We start from the raw sequence: 18,868 nt of genomic DNA, 5'->3' as shown, positions 1-18,868 counted from the left end.
CGACACTCATCTCCCCGGCAGTGCCGGTTCGGCGAAGGGTTCGTGGATGGGTCCTTCCCAGCGGTCTCGCCCGGGTGGGACCGAGGCCACCCGAGCACGGTAACCAACGACCGCCCGACCTGCCCAGCGGCAGGGGACCTCCGCCGGGCCCCGAGGGACCGTCCGCCCTAGGATGCGGGCGGGGTCACGGGACGTGGCCGTCCTGTGGGAGTCCCCTTCCCGCGTCAGGTCCACGGGGTGCGAACCCGGGGGCGTGGCCCACGCAGAAGGAGAACCATGACCAGCACTCCGCTCCGCGCCCTGTCCGCCGGCCTCGTCGCCGGTCTCGTGCTGGTGGGCGCCGTCGCCGGCCCGGCGCTCGCCTCGCCGTCGGGCGTCCGGGCCGCCTCGGGGGACGACCTCGCGGCGGTCCCGCTCGCCGACCAGCCCGTCGCGACCGGCGAGAGCTGCGCCGTCGAGGCCCAGCCTCTCCTCCCCGGCGAGGACCCTGCCGCGCTGCCCGCCGCACCCGAGGTGTGCTTCGGCTCGCTGGAGGAGGCGCTCGAGTTCGTGTCCGGGGACGAGGTCGCGCCGTCGCGCCTCGGTCGCGCCACGCGGGCCGACGTCGACGGCCTCGTCGGCGAGCTCAACGCGACCACGACGGCGGGCCCGCGGGCCGCGGCGGAGCGGGCGACGACGGCCGCGGCCGGGTCGATCGTGCTCGGCGTGCTGTGGCGGGACCCGAGCTACAAGGGCGCGTCGAAGGTGCTCTACGGGTCGGGTACGAAAGGGTGCCACACCGGCTCGACATACGGGTTCCCGAACCTCGCGAACCTCCTCATGAACAACGTCGTCTCCTCGGCGTCGACGTACGCCGGGTGCTGGGCGACGCTCTATGACTCCTACTCGTACGCGGGCACGAAGAAGAACTGCACGCCGCACTGCGCGACCCTGGGCTCGTTCGACGACCGCGCGTCGTCGGTCGTCTACCGCCCGGCGGGCACGCTCGGCTGAGCGCGCCGCGTGACGCAGACCTCACGCACCCCGTCCCGGCGGGGCGCGGCGCGGCGGGTTACGGTCGGGGCACCGGGTCCTGCCCGGGACCCACGACGTCGAAGGAGATCTCGCATGCCCACCCGTATCGCACGCACCGCCTGGAACGGCGGCCTCCAGGACGGCCAGGGCCAGGTCGAGCTCACGAGCTCGAAGGTCGGGACGTACGACGTGTCCTTCCCGCGTCGCGCCGCCGACGACGCGGGCGGGGTCACGAGCCCCGAGGAGCTCATCGCCGCCGCGCACTCGTCCTGCTACGCGATGCAGTTCTCCGCGCTGCTCGGCGAGGCCGGCGCGACGCCCGTCTCGCTCGAGGTCACGGCGGAGGTCACCCTCGCGCCGGACCCGGCAGGCGGCTTCCAGATCCCGGAGATCGCGCTGACCGTCCGCGGCGAGGTCGAGGGCATCGACGCCGCCGGCTTCCAGCAGGCGGCGGAGGCGGCCAAGGCCACGTGCCCCGTCTCGAAGGCGCTCGCGGGCGTGCCGACGATCACGCTGGACGCCACGCTCGAGAGCTGACCCCGGCACCGACGACGGACCCCGGGCCGCGCACCGCCGGACGGCGCGCGACCCGGGGTCCGTCGTGTCGGGAGGCCCCGAGCGGGTCCGCTCAGCGGGGGAGGAGCGGGGGCGAGGACGTCCCGGCGCCCGCCCGGATGCCGTCGACGAGCTCGACGAGCGTGTCCTTCGCGCCGTGCACGGGGCGCCAGCGCAGCAGCTCCGTCGCCATCTCGGTGTCGAGCACGGGCACGCGCATCGCCATGTCGAGCCAGCCCTCGCCGACGGGCGCGAGGCGCGCGCGCCACGCGACGGCGACGGCGGTCCGCGCGGTCGCGTAGGGCACGGTGCGCAGCTTGCCGTCCGCGACGACGTCGGCCACGTCCTGCGCCGTGAGCACCGTGGGGTGGGCGACGTTGAACGGCCCGGGGTGCCGGCCCACGACGATCCGGGCGTACGCGTCCGCGAGGTCGTCGGCGTGCACGACCTGGAGCCGCAGGCCGTCGGGCAGCGGGACCGCCGGGAGCGGGTCGCGACGCAGCACGCGCGTGCCGAGCGGGCCGAGGAAGTACCGCGCGATCTCGGAGCCCGCGTCGCGCTGGAACACGAGCGCCGAGCGGACGCGCGAGACGACGATCCCCGTCTCCCGGTCGAGGTCGTCGAGCAGCGTCTCGACGGCCGCCTTGTCCTCCGAGTAGGACGAGCCCGGGACGCCCTCGACGGGCCAGCCCTCGTTCACCGGGGTGTCGCGCGCGTCGCCCGCGTACGGGGCGGGGGAGTAGGCGCCGACGGACGACGCCACGACGACGTGCGCGACGCCCGCCCGCTGCGCCGCCTCGACGACGCGGCGCGTGCCCTCGACGTTGACGCGCCGCAGCCGCTCGCGGTCGTGGCTCGGCTGGATCGCCCACGCGAGGTGCACGACGACGTCCGCCCCGGCGAACGCGGCGTCGAGCCGCTGGTCCGCGTCGGAGGCCGCGACGTCCGCGTACCGCCAGGTCGCGACGTCGTGCGGGAAGCGCACGGTGCTCGACCCGTCGGCGCGCGGCACGCGCCGAGCGACCGCCACGACGGACGTCACGACCGGCTCCTCCGCGAGCCGGCGCAGGACCGCCGTGCCGACGTTCCCGCTCGCTCCGACGACCACCACGCGCATGCGCTGCCTCCCGACCTCGTCCGCTGCCCGTCGCCCCGACGCTAGCCCGCCGCGGGCGAGTTCGCCCGGGCGATGGCCAGGACGGCGCCGCGCGCGGGCTCGGGGAGCTCGGGCACGAGCACGACGGCGCTCGCGAGCACGAGGCTCTCGATGTCCGCGCGGCTCAGGTCCCCGCCGCCGAGCCACGCGGCCGTGACGTTCTCCACGAGCGCGACCCAGCCCGCGGCGAGCAGCCGGAGGCGGGGCGTCGTGGGCAGCGCGTCCGTCGTGGTGGCGCTCACGGTCGAGGTCAGGCGCGCGACGAGGCTGTCGCGGACGCGCGCGAGCGCCTCCTGGGTGGCGTCGTCCTCGGCGAGCACCCCGCGCCACAGGTCCTGCCAGACGAGCCGGCGCGCCTCGACGGCGTCGAGGTAGGAGGCGACGGCGAGCGCCGGGCGCTCGACGAGGGGACGATCGTCCGGTGCGACCGTCGCCGCCTCGAGCTCCGCCACGGCCTCCAGCGCGACGGCCCGGCGCAGCCCGGCCGTGGACGCGAAGTAGTGGAAGACGAGCGCCTTCGACGCCCCCGAGCGGGCCGCGACGGCCGCCGGGGTCAGGGCGTCGAGGCCGTGCTCGTCGGCGTGGCGCGCGGCCGCGTCGAGCAGCTCGCGCCGTCGGTCGGCGGGCTCGCGCCGCCGGCGGGCGCCGCCCGGCCGGGCGCGCACGGAGCCGTCGGCGCCGAGGGGTCCGGCGGGGGTGGGCGTGCGAGGCATGACACCGTTCTACGCTGTTGTTGACCACGAGTCAACAAGAGGCGTAGCGTTGTTGACCGTGAGTCAACGGCGCCCCGGGGCAGGCCCGGGACGCCACGGAGGGGAAGAACCGGATGCAGATCACGCTGACGGACGTGCGCGTCGACGGGCGGCGCGAGCCCATGCTCGAGCCGATGGACCTCGCCTGGTCCACGGGGGAGTGCGTCCTCGTCGCCGGGGAGCCCGGGCACGGGCACACCGCGCTCGCCCTCGTCGCCACCGGCCGCTTCGACCCGTCCGCGGGGGAGGTCCGCCTCACCCCGGCGAGCACGCCGTCGCACCGCTCCGGCCGCCCCGCGCGCGGCGCCGCCGCGACCCTGCGCGACGTGACCGCCGTCGTCGACGTGCCCGGCATCAGCGAGCCCGACGACGCGCTCACCGTGGCCGACGTCGTCGCCGAGGGCCTCGCGCTCGCCGGCCGCCGCTCGCTGCCCACCGACGTGACCCGCTGGCTCGCCGACCACTCCCTCACCACCGACCGGGCGCGGCGCCTCGACCAGGTGCCGGGGGTCGTGCGCACCGCGCTGCTCGCGGCGCTCGCGGCCGAGGACCCGGACGTCCGGTTCCTCGTGCTCACGCTCCCCGACCGGCACGGGGGAGAGCCGTCGGGCTGGTGGGAGGTCGCGCAGAGCCTCGCCGGCGCCGGGTACGGCGTGCTCGTGCAGTGCACGCGCGCCTCGGCCCGCGACCTCGGCGTGGACCTCCCGCCCGCGCGCGGCGCGTCGATCCACCAGCCGCCGGCCGTCGTGCTGCGCACGCGCCCCGAGCCGCCGCGCGACCCGGACCCCGCGCCGGACCCGGACCCGGACCTCGCGTCGGACCCCGATCCCGCGCCGGGACCGGACCCCGCGCCTGAGCCGGACCCGGCTCCCGAGCAGCCCGTCCCCGGGACCGTGCCGACCACGACCGACGAGCCCGCCGCCCCGCACGACCCCCAGGAGGACCGATGACCGCGATCCGCCTCGGGCTGTCCGAGCTGCGCCGCCTCGCCGCGGGCACGCTGCCCCGCCTCGCGATCCTCGCGATGGCGCTCATCCCCACGCTCTACGCGGGCCTCTACCTGTTCGCGAATCACGACCCGTACGACAAGCTCGACGAGATCCCCGCCGCGCTCGTCGTGCTCGACGAGGGCACGACGACCACCGACGCCCAGACGGGCGCGACGACGCGGCGCGACTTCGGGCGCGACGTCGCCGACCAGCTGCTCGACGACGGCGGCTTCGGCTGGGTCGAGACCAGTCAGGTCGACGCCGAGTACGGGGTCCGGTCCGGGCGGTACGACGCCGCGCTCGTCATCGGCCCGACCTTCTCGGCGGACCTCGCGTCCGCGGGCGAGTTCGAGCCGCAGCAGGCGAGCCTCACGCTCATCACCAACGACGCGAACAACTACCTCGCGCGCACGATCGCGGACCAGATCGTCGGCAAGGTGCGCGACTCGATCGCCGAGCAGGTGGGCACGGAGGCGGCCGACACGTTCCTGCGCGGCTTCGCGTCCATCCACACCAACCTCGCCGACGCCGTGGACGGCGCGGACCAGCTCCTCGACGGGTCGACGCAGCTCCGCGACGGCCTCGTCACCGCGGACGACGGTGCGCACACCCTCGCCGACGGCGCGGGCCAGGCCGCCGACGGCGCCGAGCGTCTCGACGCGAGCACCGGGACGCTCGCGGACGCCGTCGGGCAGCTCGACGACGGCGCGGAGGCGCTCGCGTCCGGGCTCGGCACGCTCCGGGGCGCGACGTCGTCCCTGCCCGCCCAGACCCAGCAGCTCGCCGACGGCGCCGCGCAGGTCGCGGACGGGAACGCGCAGGTCGCGCAGTACGGGCAGCAGGCGGCCGCGGCCGCGGGCGAGGTGCTCCCGACGCTCGACACGATCCGCGGCGACGTCGACGCCCGGCTCGACCAGCTCGTCGCCGACGGCGTCATCGACGAGGCGACCGCGGACCAGGTGCGGGCGCAGGTCGGGCCCGTGCTCGACCAGCAGCGCGAGCAGGTGCAGGGCGCCGTCGACCAGGTGACCGCCGCGTCCGGGAAGCTCGACCAGCTCGCCGACGGGTCGCGCCAGGTGTCCGACGGCGCGGCCCGGCTCGCGGGCGCGACGCCGCAGCTGACCTCCGGCATCGCGAGCGCCGCCGACGGCGCGGACCGCCTCGCCGACGGCACCGGACAGCTCGCCGCCGCGACCCCGCAGCTCGTGGACGGCGTCTCGCAGCTCGCCGACGGCACGCGCCAGGTCTCCGACGGCGCGACCTCTCTCGCGGACGGCACGTCGCAGCTGCGCGACGGCTCGGGCGAGCTCGTCGACGGCGTCACGCAGCTCCGCGACGGGCTCGCCGAGGGTCTCGGCCAGGTGCCGGACCTCGACGAGCAGACCCGCCAGGACACCGCCGAGACCATCGGCAACCCCGTGTCCGTGAAGAGCGACGCGCTGTCGTCCGCGGGCACGTACGGCGGCGGCCTCGCGCCGTTCTTCCTGTCGCTCGCGACGTGGATCGGCGCCTACGTGCTCTTCCTGCTCGTGCGCCCGCTGTCGTCGCGGGCCCTCGCCGCCGGGAGGTCGGGCCTGGCCACCGCCCTGGGCGGGTGGCTCACCCCGGCCGCGATCGGCGTCGTGCAGGTCGCCGCGATGTTCACGGTGACGAAGTTCGCGCTCGACATCGATCCGGTCCACGGCGTCGGGACCGCGCTGTTCCTCGTGCTGGTGTCGGCGACGTTCGTCGCGATCCTCCAGGCGCTCAACGTCTGGCTCGGCGCCGCGGGCCAGTTCCTCGGGCTCGTGCTCATGCTCGTCCAGCTCGTCACCGCGGGCGGCACGTTCCCGTGGCAGACGATCCCCGAGCCGCTGCGCTCCATGCACCGGTTCCTGCCCATGACGTACGCGGTGGAGGGCCTGCGCCAGCTGCTCTACGGCGGCAACATGGCGACGGTCACGCGCGACGTCACGGTGCTCGTCGTCGTGCTGGTCGCGGCCCTGGCCCTGACGACGGTCGCCGCCCGCAAGCAGCGCGTCTGGACGATCAAGAAGCTCCAGCCAGAGCTCGTCCTCTGACCTCGACGCCGCGTGGTCCTGCGCCGAGCAGGCGGTCTGGGCTGGTCCGGGCGGTCTGACGAGCCATGACCGCCTGTTCGGCCAGCCGGGAACGCCTGGTCGGCGGGCCACGGGGCGGACGGGGCGGAGGGTCGGGGGCAGGGGGTGCGACAATCGCGACGTGTCCGCTGAGATCGACGCCACCCCGACCCCCGCCCCGCAGCACCACGGGAACGGCTCGCGGCGGTCCGGCTCCCGCGCGACGACGTCGCCGGAGGCGGAGCGCGCCGCTGCCGTCCGCGAGGCGGAACGGGCGGCCGACGCCGCGCGCACGGCGCTCGCGGACGCGCTGCGGACGGTCGTGCGCGGCACGGTCGACACCGCGACGCGACGCCGCGCGGAGTACTCGACCGACGCGTCGAACTACCGCGTGGTGCCCGAGGCCGTGGTCTACCCGCAGGACGCGGACGACGTCGTCGCCGCGCTGGACGTGCTGCGCGAGCTCGAGGTGCCGGTCACGGCGCGCGGGGCGGGGACGTCGGTCGCGGGGAACTCGATCGGCCCGGGCGTGGTCCTGGACTTCACGCGGCACGTGAACCGCGTGCTCGACGTCGACCCGGAGGCGCGCACGGCGCGCATCGAGCCGGGCGTCGTCATGTCGACGCTTCAGCAGGAGGCGGCGCCGCACGGGCTGCGGTTCGGCCCGGACCCCTCGACGCAGAACCGCGCGACGCTCGGCGGCATGATCGGCAACAACGCGTGCGGGCCGCACGCCGTCGCGTACGGGCGCACGGTCGACAACGTCCTCGCGCTCGACGTCGTCGACGGCCGCGGGCGCCGCTTCACGGCCGGCAAGGGCGACCCGACGTTCGCGGCGGTCCCCGGTCTGGCGGAGCTCGTCCGCGAGAACCTCGCGCTCATCCGCACGGAGTTCGGGCGGTTCGGGCGCCAGGTGTCGGGCTACTCGCTCGAGCACCTGCTGCCGGAGAACGGGTCGGACCTCGCGAAGGCGCTCGTCGGCACCGAGGGCACGCTCGTGACGATCCTCGAGGCCACGGTGCGCCTGGTGCCGGTGCCGTCCAAGCCGACGCTCGTCGTGCTGGGCTACCCGGACATGCCGTCCGCGGCCGACGACGTCCCGACCTTCCTCGGCCTCAGCCCCCTCGCGGTCGAGGGTCTCGACGCGCGGCTCGTCGACGTCGTGCGCCGCGCCAAGGGCGACGCGTCCGTGCCGCCGCTGCCCCCGGGCGCCGGCTGGCTCATGGTCGAGGTCGGCGGCACGACCCCCGAGGAGGCGATGGCGAACGCGGAGGCGATCGTCGCGGCGTCGGGCAGCGAGGCCACGATGATCCTGCCCGCGGGCCCCGAGGCGACCAAGATGTGGCAGATCCGGGCCGACGGCGCAGGGCTCGCCGGGCGCACGCCCGCGGGCGAGCAGGCGTGGCCGGGCTGGGAGGACTCCGCCGTCCCGCCGGAGAAGCTGGGCGACTACCTGCGCGACCTCGACGCGCTCATGGCGCGCTACGGCGTCGACGGCCTGCCGTACGGGCACTTCGGCGACGGGTGCGTGCACCTGCGCATCGACATCCCGCTCGAGGCGTCGGGGTCGGTGCTGCGCACGTTCATGCTGGAGGCGGCCGAGCTCGTCGCGAAGTACGGCGGCTCGCTCTCGGGCGAGCACGGCGACGGCCGCGCACGCTCGGAGCTGCTCCCGGTCATGTACAGCCCCGAGGCGATCGCGCTCATGGAGCGGTTCAAGGCGCTGTTCGACCCGCAGGACGTGATGAACCCGGGCGTGGTGGTGCGTCCGAGCGCCGTCGACGACGACCTGCGCCGCCCGCACGCGCACCCGCTGCTGTCGAAGGTCGGTGCGCCGGGGACGCCCGGGACGAGCACGGCCGCGCCCGCGAAGGTCACGAAGATCTCGCGTCGCGCCGGCTACCAGGGCTTCTCGTTCGCGCACGACCACGGCGACATGACGCAGGCCGTGCACCGGTGCGTCGGCGTCGGCAAGTGCCGCGCCGACACCAGCGCCGCGGGCGGCTTCATGTGCCCGTCGTACCAGGCGACGAAGGACGAGAAGGACGTCACGCGCGCCCGCGCCCGCGTGCTCCAGGAGGCGGTGAACGGCACGCTCGTCGGCGGTCTCGCGGCGCCCGAGGTGCGCGAGTCGCTCGACCTGTGCCTGTCCTGCAAGGCGTGCTCGAGCGACTGCCCCGCGGGCGTCGACATGGCGCAGTACAAGTCCGAGGTCCTGTACCGGACGTACCGCGGCAAGCTGCGCCCCGTCGACCACTACTCGCTCGGCTGGCTCCCGGTCTGGGCGCGCCTCGCGACGGGCATGCCGCGCCTGGCCAACAAGCTGCTCGGGTTCCGGCCGCTCGCGAAGGCGGTCCTGTGGGCGGGCGGCATGGACACGCGCCGCTCCATGACGGAGTTCGCCGAGGTGCCGTTCCGCACGTGGTGGAGGCGCGGCGGCGCGACCCAGGGCGTGCCCGGCCTGCGCATCGGGCAGCAGCCCGGCCGCCCCGTGCGCGACGAGCGCCCGAAGGTCGTCCTGTGGACCGACTCGTTCAGCGACAACATGTCGCCGGGCGTGCCGCAGGCCGCAGTGAAGGTGCTCACCGCGGCGGGGTACGACGTCGTCGTGCCCGACGAGCAGGCGTGCTGCGGCCTCACGTGGATCAGCACGGGCCAGCTCGACGGCGCTCGCAAGCGCCTGGAGAACCTGCTGTCCGTGCTCGGCCCGTACGCCGTGAACGGCATCCCGATCATGGGGCTCGAGCCGTCGTGCACGGCCGTGCTGCGCTCCGACCTCGTGGACCTGTTCCCCGACGACCCGCGCGCCCAGGCGGTCTCCGCCGCGACGCGCACGCTCGCCGAGCTCCTCACCTCGGTCGACACCGCGCCCGGGCGCGAGTCCGGGTGGCGTGTGCCGGACCTCTCGGACGTGACCGCCGTCGTGCAGCCGCACTGCCACCAGCACTCGGTGATGGGCTTCGCCGCCGACGAGCGCCTGCTGCGCGACGCGGGCGCGACCATCAAGGTCCTCGCCGGCTGCTGCGGTCTCGCAGGCAACTTCGGCATGCAGAAGGGCCATTACGAGACGTCGGTCGCCGTCGCGGAGAACGCGCTCCTGCCCGCGCTGCGCGACGCCGCCCCCGGCGACGTGTACCTCGCGGACGGGTTCTCGTGCCGCACCCAGGCCGACGACCTCGCCGGCGTGCAGGGCAAGGCTCTCGTCGAGCTGCTCGCCGAGCGGCTCTGAGCCCGTCGGGCGGCCGACGGCGCACAGCCGCCCGGGCGGCCGCCCCGGCCCCGCACGGGCGCGCGTCCCCGTGGGGTGCGTCCAGGCACCGAGGTGCGGTCCCTCGACCCCGGCGCGAGCATGGCAGGGGAGCACCACCGCGGGCGGTGCTCCGTCCACGTCGTCGGCGGTGAGGGGCAGGCCATGTACTACTCCAGCGGCAACTACGAGGCGTTCGCGCGGCCGCGCAGGCCGGAGCGGACGGACCGGCTCGGGTCCGTGCACCTGGTGGGGGCGGGCCTCGCGTCGCTCTCCGCGGCGGGCTTCCTCGTCCGCGACGGCCAGGTGCCGGGGGAGAAGATCACCGTCTACGAGCGGCTCCGGCTCCCCGGCGGCGCGCTCGACGGCATCAAGGAGCCGCGGCGCGGGTTCGTGATCCGTGGCGGGCGCGAGCTCGAGGACCACATGGAGTGCCTGTGGGACCTGTTCCGCTCCGTCCCGTCGATCGAGACCGAGGGCGTCTCGGTCCTCGACGAGTTCTACTGGCTCAACAAGGACGACCCGAACTTCTCGCTCCAGCGCGTCACCGAGGACCGCGGGAAGGACGCGCACTTCGACAACCTGTTCCGCCTCGACGAGAAGGCGCAGAAGGAGATCACGAAGATCTTCCTTGCGCGCCGCGAGGACATGGAGGGCAAGTCGATCGAGGACGTCATGTCGCGGCACTTCCTCGACAGCCAGTTCTGGCTCTACTGGCGCACGATGTTCGCGTTCCAGGAATGGCACAGCGCGCTCGAGTTCAAGCTCTACCTGCACCGGTTCATCCACCACGTCGGCGGACTGCCCGACCTCTCGGCGCTCAAGTTCACCAAGTACAACCAGTACGAGTCGATGGTGCTGCCGCTCACGCGCTGGCTCATGGACCAGGGCGTGACGTTCCGGTTCCACGTCGAGGTCACCGACATCGACTTCGACCTCGCTCCGGACCGCAAGGTCGTCACGCGGCTGCACCTGCTGGACCACGCGGCGGCCCACGAGTCCGGTGGGGCCGCCGTCGAGCGGACTATCGACCTCGGCGAGGACGACCTCGTCATCGCGACCATCGGCTCGCTCACCGAGAACTCCGACAACGGCGACCAGCACACGCCCGCGCGCCTCGACACGGGGCCCGCGCCCGCGTGGGACCTGTGGCGGCGCGTCGCGGCCAAGGACCCGTCGTTCGGCCGGCCCGACGTCTTCAGCACCGACATCCCGCTCACCAAGTGGCAGTCCGCGACCGTCACGACGCTCGACCGGCGCATCCCCGAGCACATCGAGCGCATCTGCAAGCGTGACCCGTTCAGCGGGAAGGTCGTCACGGGCGGCATCGTCACCGCGCGCGACTCGGCGTGGCTGATGAGCTGGACCGTCAACCGGCAGCCGCACTTCAAGGCGCAGTCGCCCGACGAGATCGTCGTGTGGGTCTACGGCCTGTTCGTGGACACCCCGGGCGACTACGTGAAGAAGTCGCTCCAGGAGTGCACGGGCGAGGAGATCACGCAGGAGTGGCTCTACCACCTCGGGGTGCCGGAGGCCGACATCCCGACCCTCGCCGCCGAGGCCGCGAGCTGCGTGCCCGTGATGATGCCGTACGTCACGGCGTTCTTCATGCCCCGGCACGCGGGCGACCGGCCCCAGGTCGTGCCCGACGGCGCCCGCAACTTCGCGTTCATCGGCCAGTTCGCCGAGACGACCCGGGACACGATCTTCACCACCGAGTACTCCGTCCGCACCGGCATGGAGGCGGCCTACCAGCTGCTCGACCTGGAGCGCGGCGTGCCCGAGGTGTTCAACAGCACGTACGACGTCCGCAAGCTGCTCGCCGCGGTGAGCGCCCTGCGCGACGGCGAGGAGCTCGACATCCCCGGGCCGCGGATCCTGCGCGACCGGCTCCAGAAGAAGGTGGACGCCACCGAGATCGGCGAGCTCCTCGCCGAGTTCAGCCTCCTGTCCCACGACGAGTGACCTCGCGGCCCGGCGTGGCAGCATCGGGCGCATGTCGACTCCGGAGGACCTCGCACGCCGCTACCTCGGCTGGCTCCTGCTGACCGAGGGCGCGCGGGCCGAGCGTCTGCGGGCGGAGGCGGAGGTCGGGGTCTCGGAAGAGGTACGGAGCGTGGTGGAGCACGACGCCGACCCGTTGCCCGACGCGCTCGTCGCGCAGGCCGTCGCGAGCGGGGACGAGCGCCTCGTCACGCGGCTCGGGGCGGGGATCGTCGAGGAGGCGATCGTGGGCCGGTCCGACCTGGCTGGTCGCATCGCCGCGCGATGCCGGGCGGAGCCGACCTGGAGCGAGGTCGTGCAGGGGGCGTGGGTGGAGGAGCGCCGGGCGCGCGACCTCCCGGGTCCGCTCCCCGCGCTCGTCACCGTCCTGAAGGGCTGACGAGGCTACCGCGGGCGCTCCGCACCGCGTCGGCGAGCCGGGCGACGGCCTCGTCGACGCGGGCGTCGGCGAGGTTGCCGTACCCGAGCACGAGGGTCGTCGACTGTTCGGCGGGGCGCACCTGGTAGCGGCGCAGGTCGACGACGGTCACCTCGCGCCGCGCGGCCTCGCGCACGACGTGCGCGGCGTCGGGCGCGGGACCGTCCGGCGAGCCCGGCAGGGACAGCAGCGCGTGCATCCCCGCCGCGATGCCGCGCACCGCGGCGCCGGGCAGCTCGCGGGCGAGGGCGTCGAGCACGGCGTCGCGACGGCGGCGGTAGCGCCCGCGCGCGGCGCGCAGGTGCCGGTCGTAGCCGCCGGACGCGACGAGCCGCGCGAACGTGAGCTGGTCGACGGTGGACGGGGCCGCCGTCGGGCCGTGCGGGGCGGAGGCGCGCGCGACGGACTCGCGCCAGCGGGCGGGCACGACCATCCACCCGACGCCGAACGCGGGGCTCATCGTCTTGCTCACCGAGCCGAGCAGCACGACCCGGTCGGGGTCGAGCTGCTGGAGCGCGGCGACGGGTCGGCGGTCGTAGCGGAACTCGGCGTCGTAGTCGTCCTCGACGACGACGCCGTCGACGTCCCGCGCCCAGGCGAGCACGGCCTCGCGCCGCTCGGGCGCGAGCGCGGAGCCGGTGGGGAACTGGTGCGCGGGCGTGAGGAGCGCGGCCCGTGCGCCCGTCCGCCGGGACGCGTCGACGAGCGCCTCGACGAGCGCGCCCCCGGCGTCGACGGGGACCGGGACCGGGGTGAGACCGGCGCGCGCCGCGACGTCGCGCAGCACCGACCAGCTCGGGTCCTCGACGAGCAGGTGCATGTGGCCGGCCTCGACGAGCGCGGCGGCGACGCGCGCCATGCCGTCCGTCGCGCCGCGCGTCAGCACGACGGCGTCGTCCGGCCCGGTGACGACGCGCGCCCGGCGCAGGTGTCCGGCGACGACGGCGCGCGCGTGCGGGTGCCCGGCGGGGGAGGGCTGCCCGAGGTCGTCGTTCGACGCCGTCCCGCCGGACGTGCCGAGCGCCTCGCGCGCCGCGCGGAGCCACGCGTCGCGCGGGACGTGCCGGAGATCGGGGACGCCCGGCGCGAGGTCGAACCGGGCGCGCGCGGCGTGGGTCCTGCCGGTGCCGGTCCGCCCGGCGTCCACGACGGCGCGCGCGGGTCTACCATCCGCCGCTCGTTCCTCGCGGCTCCCGCCAGGCCCGCCACGCCCCGCGCGCACCGTCGTTCCCGCCGGGCTCGTGGGCCGCTCGCCCAGCGCGCTCGTTCCCCTCGGGCTCGTCGATCGGGCGCCGGCTGCGGCGGAGACGCGGGTCGCGGAGCCGGTGCGCGCCTCGAGGAAGCCCTCGGCGACGAGCTGGCCGTACGCCTCGGTGACGACCCACCTCGACACCCCGAGCGACTCGGCGAGCTGTCGGCTCGGGGGGAGCGCCGCGCCGACGGGGACGCGGCCGGCGTGCACGGCGTCGCGGACCGCGCGCTCGAGCCGCTCGACGCGCGACCCCGGCCCCGCGCCCAGGTCGAGCAGGGCCTCCCAGGCGAGCGCCGCCGTCGTCCCTGGAGGCGCCGCCCGGGAAGAATTGGTCTGGTCCGCGGCCATGGCATCGGACCGTACACCCGTGCCGATGCGTCCCTAGCGTGGAGCACGTCACCGAGACCACGGGTCCACCACGGACCGCTCGGACCACCGACAACCCAGGGAGACCACCATGCGGTACCGCACCATCGGCGACGGGCGCACCTCCTTCGAGGTGTCGACCCTGTGCCTCGGCACGATGAACATGGGCACGCTCGTCGACGAGGACACCTCGTTCGCGATCCTCGACCGCTACCGCGAGGCGGGCGGCACGTTCCTCGACACCGCGAACAACTACAGCTTCTGGGCCGGCGGCCACGGCCGCGACAGCGAGGACGTGCTCGGCCGCTGGCTCGCGAGCCGCGGCGCGCGCGACGAGGTCCGGATCGCGACGAAGCTCGGCGCGGCCAAGAAGGACCCGGCCCTGCCGCTGCAGAACGTCGAGCCGACGAACTTCCAGGGGCTCGACGCCGACGTCGTCGCGGACGAGGCGCACGAGAGCCTGCGCCACCTCGGGGTCGACCACCTGGACGTGCTGTACGGGCACGTCGACGACCACGGGACGCCGCTCGCCGAGACCGTCGGCGCGTTCGGCAAGCTCCAGGCGGAGGGCGTCGTCGGCATCACGGGCATCTCGAACGTCGCGCTGTGGCGCGTCGTCGAGGCGCGCGAGGAGGCGCTGCGCCAGGGGGTCGCGCCCTACGGGCTCGTCCAGCAGAACTACACCTACGCCTACCCGACGCCCGAGCCGGGACGGCACAACTGGGCGTCGTACGAGCTGCTCGACTACGCGGCGTCCACGGGCGTCGAGGGCCGCCCGCCGCTCGCCGTCACGGCCTACTCGCCGATCCTCCAGGGCGCGTACGTGCGCCGGGACAAGCCGCTCTGGGACGGGTTCGACCACCCGACCACGCGCGAGCGGATCCGCCTCCTGCACGAGGTCGCGGGCGAGCTCGGCGCGACGCCGAACCAGGTCGCGCTCGCGTGGCTCCTCGGCGGCGAGCACCCGGTGGTCCCGGTGATCGGGCCCAGCACGGTCGAGCAGCTCGACGACCTCCTCGGCGCGGCCGACCTCGAGCTCGACCCCGAGCTGCGCGCACGCCTCGACGCGGCCTGAGCCGCGCGGGCGGCCCGGTCCGGCGCACCGACGCCGGGCCGGGCTGCCACGATGGGCCGATGCCCACCACGACCGTCGCGCGCATCCGGCCCGACGACTGGCGCGAGCTGCGGGACGTCCGCCTGCGCGCGCTCGCCGACGCCCCGTCCGCGTTCGGCTCGACCCTCGGGCGCGAGGCAGTCTTCCCCGACGACGTGTGGCGCGAGCGCGCGGCGCAGGGCCGCACGCTCCTCGCGCGCACGGTCCCCGACGGTGGCCCGCCCGACGACGGTGGCCCGCCCGACGACGGTGGCCCGCCCGACGACGGTGGCCCGCCCGACGACGGTGGCCCGCCCGACGACGGCAGCCCGGCCGGGGGCGACCGGTCGCCGGGTCCCGTGGTCGGGATCGCCGCGGTCGTCCCGTCGCCCGACGACGCGACCGTCGCCGAGCTCGTGTCGGTGTGGGTCGAGCCCGGCGCGCGGGGGAGCGGTGTGGCGGCGTCGCTCCTGGCGCGCGCCGACGACCTCGCGGCCGGGCTCGGCGCGCGCACGCTCGCGCTCTGGGTCACCGCGACCAACGCTCCCGCGCTCCGCCTCTACGAGCGCGCAGGCTTCGCGCCGACCGGCGAGACCCAGCCCCTCCCGAGCGACCCCCGCCTCCTCGAGCTGCGGATGACGCGGCGCGTCGCCGGATAGGGTGCGGGGACCTGATCCCGGACCGTGCCGAGGGGGCCGCGTGGAGTTCCAGGACGTCGTCCGACGCCGGCGCATGGTGCGCCGGTTCACCGACGAGCCGGTCGACCCGCACGCCGTCGACCGCCTGGTGCGCAACGCCGTCCGCGCGCCGAGCGCGGGGTTCGCTCAGGGGTGGTCGTTCCTCGTGCTCACGGAGCCCGACGACGTCGCGCGCTTCTGGTCCGCGACCTCGCCCGAGCAGCCCGAGCGGAGCATGAGCACGTGGCTCGCCGGGATGCGCACCGCGCCCGTGCTCGTCGTGGTCCTCACGTCGAAGGACGTCTACCTCGACCGGTACGCCGAGGACGACAAGGGCTGGGCGGACCGCGACGAGAACCGCTGGGCCGTGCCGTACTGGCACGTCGACGCCGGGATGGCGGCGCTGCTCATGCTCCAGACCGCCGTCGACGAAGGGCTCGGCGCGTGCTTCTTCGGCGTCGCGCCGGGCGAGGTCGGGCGCCTGCGCGCGGCGTTCGGCATCCCCGACGCGTACGCGCCGACGGGGGTCGTCGCCGTCGGGCACCCCGCCGACCGGGCGGCCACGGGCTCGCCGCGCCGTCGCGCGCGCAAGCCGCTCGACGACGTCGTGCACCGCGGCCGCTGGGGTGGCCGGTCGTGACGCGCTCGCGGGCCGGGGCGCTCGCCGTCGGGCTCGCGCTCGCCGTCCTCGGCGCGGGAGCGTGCACGGGGAGCGCGACGCCCGAGGACCCGACGGGCGCGGCGTCCGCGACGCGGACGGACCGGCCGCCCGCCGAGGTCCCGGCCGACGACCCGACCGCCTCGGGCGAGCCGGAGCGGCCTCCGGGTGGCTCCGACGAGGCGACGGCGGGCGCCTCCGCCGGGCCGGGGGAGGCGCCCACGGCCGCTCCGCCCGAGGTCACGAGCCTCGGTGGCGCGGCGGGCGCGACACCGCTCGTCGGGCGGTCCGGGTGGCAGGTCGTGGGTGCGAGCGGCGCGTGCGTGCTGTCGTCACGTGCCGCGGCCGACCCGGCGGCACCCACGGCGGGCCCGCGCGACGCGTCCGCCGCCCTCCTCACGGAGACGGTCGCCGCGGACGGCGGTGACCTCACGGCTCCCAGCGACGTCCTGCTGCCCCTCCTCGCCGACGGCGTCACCCGCCAGGGGGTGAACGCCGCGGCCCAGGACTGGACGGTGACGACCCCGCGCGGCGAGGTGCGGGTGCGCGGGGCGGCGCGCGTCGTGAGCGTGCCGACGTTCGAGGGCGACGCGTCGACGCAGTCCGTGGTGCTCGCGCTGGACTGCGCCGGGCCGCTCGACGAGGGCGCGTGGCAGCGCCTCCTCGCCGACGTGCGGGCCGGCCTCGCGGCGCCCCCCGAGGAGCTCGGTACCTGGCCGTCGTAGCGGCGCGGGCGGGTGCCGGGTCAGGCGTCGTGGTCGCGCAGCGCCGGGACGTGCAGCCCGACGGCGCCCCGCACGGGCGGGGGCAGCTCGCCCCAGTCGTCCAGCGTGTCCAGGTCCACGGCGGTCCCGGGCCGCTGCACGACGACGGCCCGCAGCCCGAGCCGCTCGGCCTCCGCGACGTGCGCCGCGCGGCTGCCCGTCCCGAACTGAAACCGGAACCCCTCACCGCGGGCACCGCCGTCGGGCCGAGCACGAGGTTCCTGGTGTTCTGCGCCGGTTCCCGACAGCAGGGTCGTGCTCGACGGCGCGGTGGCCGGGTAGTCGAGGACGAGCAGGTTCGTGCCCGCCCCGACCCGGTCCGTCGCGACGACGACCGGGGCGTCCTCGGCGAGCAGCGCCGCGACGTCCGCGGTCGTGAGCGCCGGGAGGTCGGCGTGCGCCACGAGGAGCCGCACCGGGCCCCGGGCCGCCGCGTCCTCCGCCGCGAGCTCCCGGCCCAGCTCCACCGCCGCGTCCAGACCGGGCCGGTCCGCGGGCTGGAGCACGATGCGCAGCCGGTCGGCGTCGGCGGTCAGCAGGGGCAGGTCCTCGGACCCGGCGTGCGCCGCCTCGGCGGGCTCGTCGACCACGACGTCCCGCAGCGCCCGCCACGTGAACCGCGGGTCGGACGTCACGACGACCACGCGCTCGACGCCGTCGCTCGCGAGCAGCGTCCCCACGACGTGCCGCGCGAGCACGCCGATCAGCCTGCTGCGCGACGCGGGGTCGAGCACGTGCGCGAGCCGCGACTTCCCCGACGACCCGTCGCGCAGCGGCACTACGGCGACCACGCGCGCCGGGCGCCCCGGCTCGCCCGGGCGAGGGCCGCCGTCGGGCCGCACGACGTCACCCACGCTCGAGCCCCACGGACCGCAGCAGCGTGCGCGCCAGGCGCTCGCGGCCCTCGGCGCCGCCCATGACCGTGTCCGTCACGACGACGTCCATCCCGAGCGCGCGGACGGCGTCGGCGAGGTGCGCGTCGTGGTCGTCGATGACCATGACGTCGACCAGGCCCGCGTAGAGGCGCGCGACGCCGAGCGCGGAGACCTCGTGCCCGAGCGTCGTGAGGATCTGCGCGGCAGGACCCTTGAGCGCGCGACCGCCCACGATCGGGCTCACCGCGACCCGTCGCGCCGACGTCCCGGCGAGCGCCTCCCGCACGCCCGCGACGCCCAGCACCGGCTCCACCGACAGGAACGGGTTGGACGGCGCGACCACGACGACGTCGGCGCCGGTCACCGCGTCGAGCACGCCGGGCGCCGGGCGCGCGGCGTCGATGCCGTCGTAGACGAGACCGAGCACGTCGTCCGCGTGCCGACGGCCCACGAAGTACTCCTGGAACCCGAGGCGCCCGGCGGGCGTGTCGACGAGCGTCGCGACGCGGTCGTCGGTGACGGGCAGCACGCGCGCCCGGACGCCGAGCGCGGACGTGAGCTGCGCGGTGACGTCGGACAGCGGCGCGCCGGCGCGCAGCCGGGCCGTCCGCACGACGTGCGTCGCGAGGTCGCGGTCGCCGAGCGTGAACCACGTGTCCTCGCCGAGCCGGCCCATCGCCTCCAGGGCCGCGTACGTCTCCCCGACGACGCCCCAGCCGCGCTCCTCGTCCGCGAGCCCGGCGAGCGTGTACGTCACGGTGTCGAGGTCGGGCGAGATCCACAGCCCGTGCAGCTCGACGTCGTCGGCGACGTTGACGACGACCGTGAGGTCCGTCCCCGCGAGGTCCAGACCGTGCGCGAGGCGGGCCCCGCCGACCCCGCCCGCGAGCACGCTGACGCGGTCGGTGCGGTGTTCTGCTGTCACGACGACGAGCCTACGTCGGAGCACGGAGCCTTCGCGGAGCGCCCG

General features: G+C 75.8%; 16 protein-coding genes. 11 read left to right on the top strand and 5 right to left on the bottom strand.

Translation table 11 applies throughout. The annotated features are described in order from the left end of the window. Positions 1–276: 276 nt before the first annotated feature. Both RSE42_RS15820 and RSE42_RS15815 read left to right on the top strand, forming a co-directional pair. Entirely contained in the window at positions 277–993 is a 717-nt protein-coding gene (locus RSE42_RS15820) for a hypothetical protein (protein ID WP_415297054.1), read from the top strand. Between the two features lie 114 nt (positions 994–1,107). Then, the gene (locus tag RSE42_RS15815) at positions 1,108–1,551 is read left to right on the top strand and encodes an OsmC family peroxiredoxin (protein WP_034655150.1); all 444 of its coding nucleotides are present in this window, start codon (positions 1,108–1,110) and stop codon (positions 1,549–1,551) included. Positions 1,552–1,642: 91 nt separating this feature from the next. Here RSE42_RS15815 and RSE42_RS15810 read toward each other — a convergent pair whose 3' ends face one another. Beyond that, positions 1,643–2,686 (bottom strand): NAD-dependent epimerase/dehydratase family protein, encoded by a 1,044-nt coding sequence (locus RSE42_RS15810; protein WP_409142151.1) that lies wholly within the window; start codon positions 2,684–2,686, stop codon positions 1,643–1,645. Between the two features lie 41 nt (positions 2,687–2,727). Further along, positions 2,728–3,438: a TetR/AcrR family transcriptional regulator gene (locus RSE42_RS15805; protein WP_085387337.1), complete on the bottom strand. Its 711-nt coding sequence runs from the start codon at positions 3,436–3,438 to the stop codon at positions 2,728–2,730. Positions 3,439–3,551: 113 nt separating this feature from the next. Between RSE42_RS15805 and RSE42_RS15800 the strand changes: the two genes are divergently transcribed. The 5 genes from RSE42_RS15800 to RSE42_RS15780 all read left to right on the top strand — a co-directional run bounded on the left by RSE42_RS15800 (position 3,552) and on the right by RSE42_RS15780 (position 12,174). After that, positions 3,552–4,427: a hypothetical protein gene (locus RSE42_RS15800; RefSeq protein WP_144721890.1), complete on the top strand. Its 876-nt coding sequence runs from the start codon at positions 3,552–3,554 to the stop codon at positions 4,425–4,427. Continuing rightward, the gene (locus tag RSE42_RS15795) at positions 4,424–6,526 is read left to right on the top strand and encodes a YhgE/Pip domain-containing protein (protein ID WP_144721888.1); all 2,103 of its coding nucleotides are present in this window, start codon (positions 4,424–4,426) and stop codon (positions 6,524–6,526) included. Before RSE42_RS15800 ends, RSE42_RS15795 begins: the two co-directional genes overlap by 4 nt. Positions 6,527–6,854: 328 nt before the next feature. After that, the gene (locus RSE42_RS15790; RefSeq protein ID WP_415298918.1) at positions 6,855–9,773 is read left to right on the top strand and encodes an FAD-binding and (Fe-S)-binding domain-containing protein; all 2,919 of its coding nucleotides are present in this window, start codon (positions 6,855–6,857) and stop codon (positions 9,771–9,773) included. Between the two features lie 183 nt (positions 9,774–9,956). Next, the gene (locus RSE42_RS15785) at positions 9,957–11,756 is read left to right on the top strand and encodes an oleate hydratase (protein ID WP_415298916.1); all 1,800 of its coding nucleotides are present in this window, start codon (positions 9,957–9,959) and stop codon (positions 11,754–11,756) included. Between the two features lie 31 nt (positions 11,757–11,787). After that, positions 11,788–12,174: a hypothetical protein gene (locus RSE42_RS15780; protein ID WP_415297050.1), complete on the top strand. Its 387-nt coding sequence runs from the start codon at positions 11,788–11,790 to the stop codon at positions 12,172–12,174. Here the strand turns inward: RSE42_RS15780 and RSE42_RS15775 are convergent. Then, the gene (locus RSE42_RS15775) at positions 12,155–13,813 is read right to left on the bottom strand and encodes a PLP-dependent aminotransferase family protein (RefSeq protein WP_415297048.1); all 1,659 of its coding nucleotides are present in this window, start codon (positions 13,811–13,813) and stop codon (positions 12,155–12,157) included. The two genes, RSE42_RS15780 and RSE42_RS15775, sit on opposite strands and share 20 nt — an antisense overlap. Positions 13,814–13,922: 109 nt before the next feature. Here RSE42_RS15775 and RSE42_RS15770 point away from each other — a divergent pair, with 109 nt between their 5' ends. Genes RSE42_RS15770 through RSE42_RS15755 form a run of 4 tightly spaced genes read left to right on the top strand, consistent with a single transcriptional unit; the run spans position 13,923 to position 16,984 of the window. Further along, a complete protein-coding gene (locus RSE42_RS15770) occupies positions 13,923–14,906 on the top strand; it encodes an aldo/keto reductase (RefSeq protein WP_415297047.1) in 984 nt (327 codons plus the stop codon). Between the two features lie 59 nt (positions 14,907–14,965). Continuing rightward, positions 14,966–15,583: a GNAT family N-acetyltransferase gene (locus RSE42_RS15765; RefSeq protein WP_415297045.1), complete on the top strand. Its 618-nt coding sequence runs from the start codon at positions 14,966–14,968 to the stop codon at positions 15,581–15,583. Positions 15,584–15,623: 40 nt separating this feature from the next. Next, positions 15,624–16,241: a nitroreductase family protein gene (locus RSE42_RS15760; protein WP_415297043.1), complete on the top strand. Its 618-nt coding sequence runs from the start codon at positions 15,624–15,626 to the stop codon at positions 16,239–16,241. Then, positions 16,238–16,984, top strand: a complete 747-nt coding sequence (locus tag RSE42_RS15755; RefSeq protein WP_415297042.1) for a hypothetical protein — start codon at positions 16,238–16,240, stop codon at positions 16,982–16,984. Before RSE42_RS15760 ends, RSE42_RS15755 begins: the two co-directional genes overlap by 4 nt. A 20-nt stretch (positions 16,985–17,004) precedes the next feature. Here RSE42_RS15755 and RSE42_RS15750 read toward each other — a convergent pair whose 3' ends face one another. Together RSE42_RS15750 and cofD are read right to left on the bottom strand one after the other, a co-directional pair. Continuing rightward, on the bottom strand, positions 17,005–17,877 hold the full coding sequence (locus RSE42_RS15750; RefSeq protein WP_415297040.1) for a 2-phospho-L-lactate guanylyltransferase: 873 nt from the start codon (positions 17,875–17,877) through the stop codon (positions 17,005–17,007). After that, on the bottom strand, positions 17,870–18,823 hold the full coding sequence (gene cofD / locus RSE42_RS15745) for a 2-phospho-L-lactate transferase (protein ID WP_415297038.1): 954 nt from the start codon (positions 18,821–18,823) through the stop codon (positions 17,870–17,872). Before cofD ends, RSE42_RS15750 begins: the two co-directional genes overlap by 8 nt. Positions 18,824–18,868: the final 45 nt, after the last annotated feature.

The sequence above is a fragment of the Cellulosimicrobium sp. SJTW-1 genome, from assembly GCF_047716875.1.
GTDB lineage: Bacteria > Actinomycetota > Actinomycetes > Actinomycetales > Cellulomonadaceae > Cellulosimicrobium > Cellulosimicrobium funkei.
This window is presented reverse-complemented; position numbering and strand designations above follow the sequence as displayed.

Coding starts and splice junctions, on each gene's coding strand:
- RSE42_RS15800 (WP_144721890.1), top strand. CDS start 3,552: ATGCAGATCACGCTGACGGACGTGCGCGTCGACGGGCGGCGCGAGCCC.
- RSE42_RS15770 (WP_415297047.1), top strand. CDS start 13,923: ATGCGGTACCGCACCATCGGCGACGGGCGCACCTCCTTCGAGGTGTCG.
- RSE42_RS15815 (WP_034655150.1), top strand. CDS start 1,108: ATGCCCACCCGTATCGCACGCACCGCCTGGAACGGCGGCCTCCAGGAC.
- RSE42_RS15785 (WP_415298916.1), top strand. CDS start 9,957: ATGTACTACTCCAGCGGCAACTACGAGGCGTTCGCGCGGCCGCGCAGG.
- RSE42_RS15765 (WP_415297045.1), top strand. CDS start 14,966: ATGCCCACCACGACCGTCGCGCGCATCCGGCCCGACGACTGGCGCGAG.
- RSE42_RS15805 (WP_085387337.1), bottom strand. CDS start 3,438: ATGCCTCGCACGCCCACCCCCGCCGGACCCCTCGGCGCCGACGGCTCC.
- RSE42_RS15820 (WP_415297054.1), top strand. CDS start 277: ATGACCAGCACTCCGCTCCGCGCCCTGTCCGCCGGCCTCGTCGCCGGT.
- RSE42_RS15780 (WP_415297050.1), top strand. CDS start 11,788: ATGTCGACTCCGGAGGACCTCGCACGCCGCTACCTCGGCTGGCTCCTG.
- RSE42_RS15775 (WP_415297048.1), bottom strand. CDS start 13,813: ATGGCCGCGGACCAGACCAATTCTTCCCGGGCGGCGCCTCCAGGGACG.
- RSE42_RS15810 (WP_409142151.1), bottom strand. CDS start 2,686: ATGCGCGTGGTGGTCGTCGGAGCGAGCGGGAACGTCGGCACGGCGGTC.
- RSE42_RS15795 (WP_144721888.1), top strand. CDS start 4,424: ATGACCGCGATCCGCCTCGGGCTGTCCGAGCTGCGCCGCCTCGCCGCG.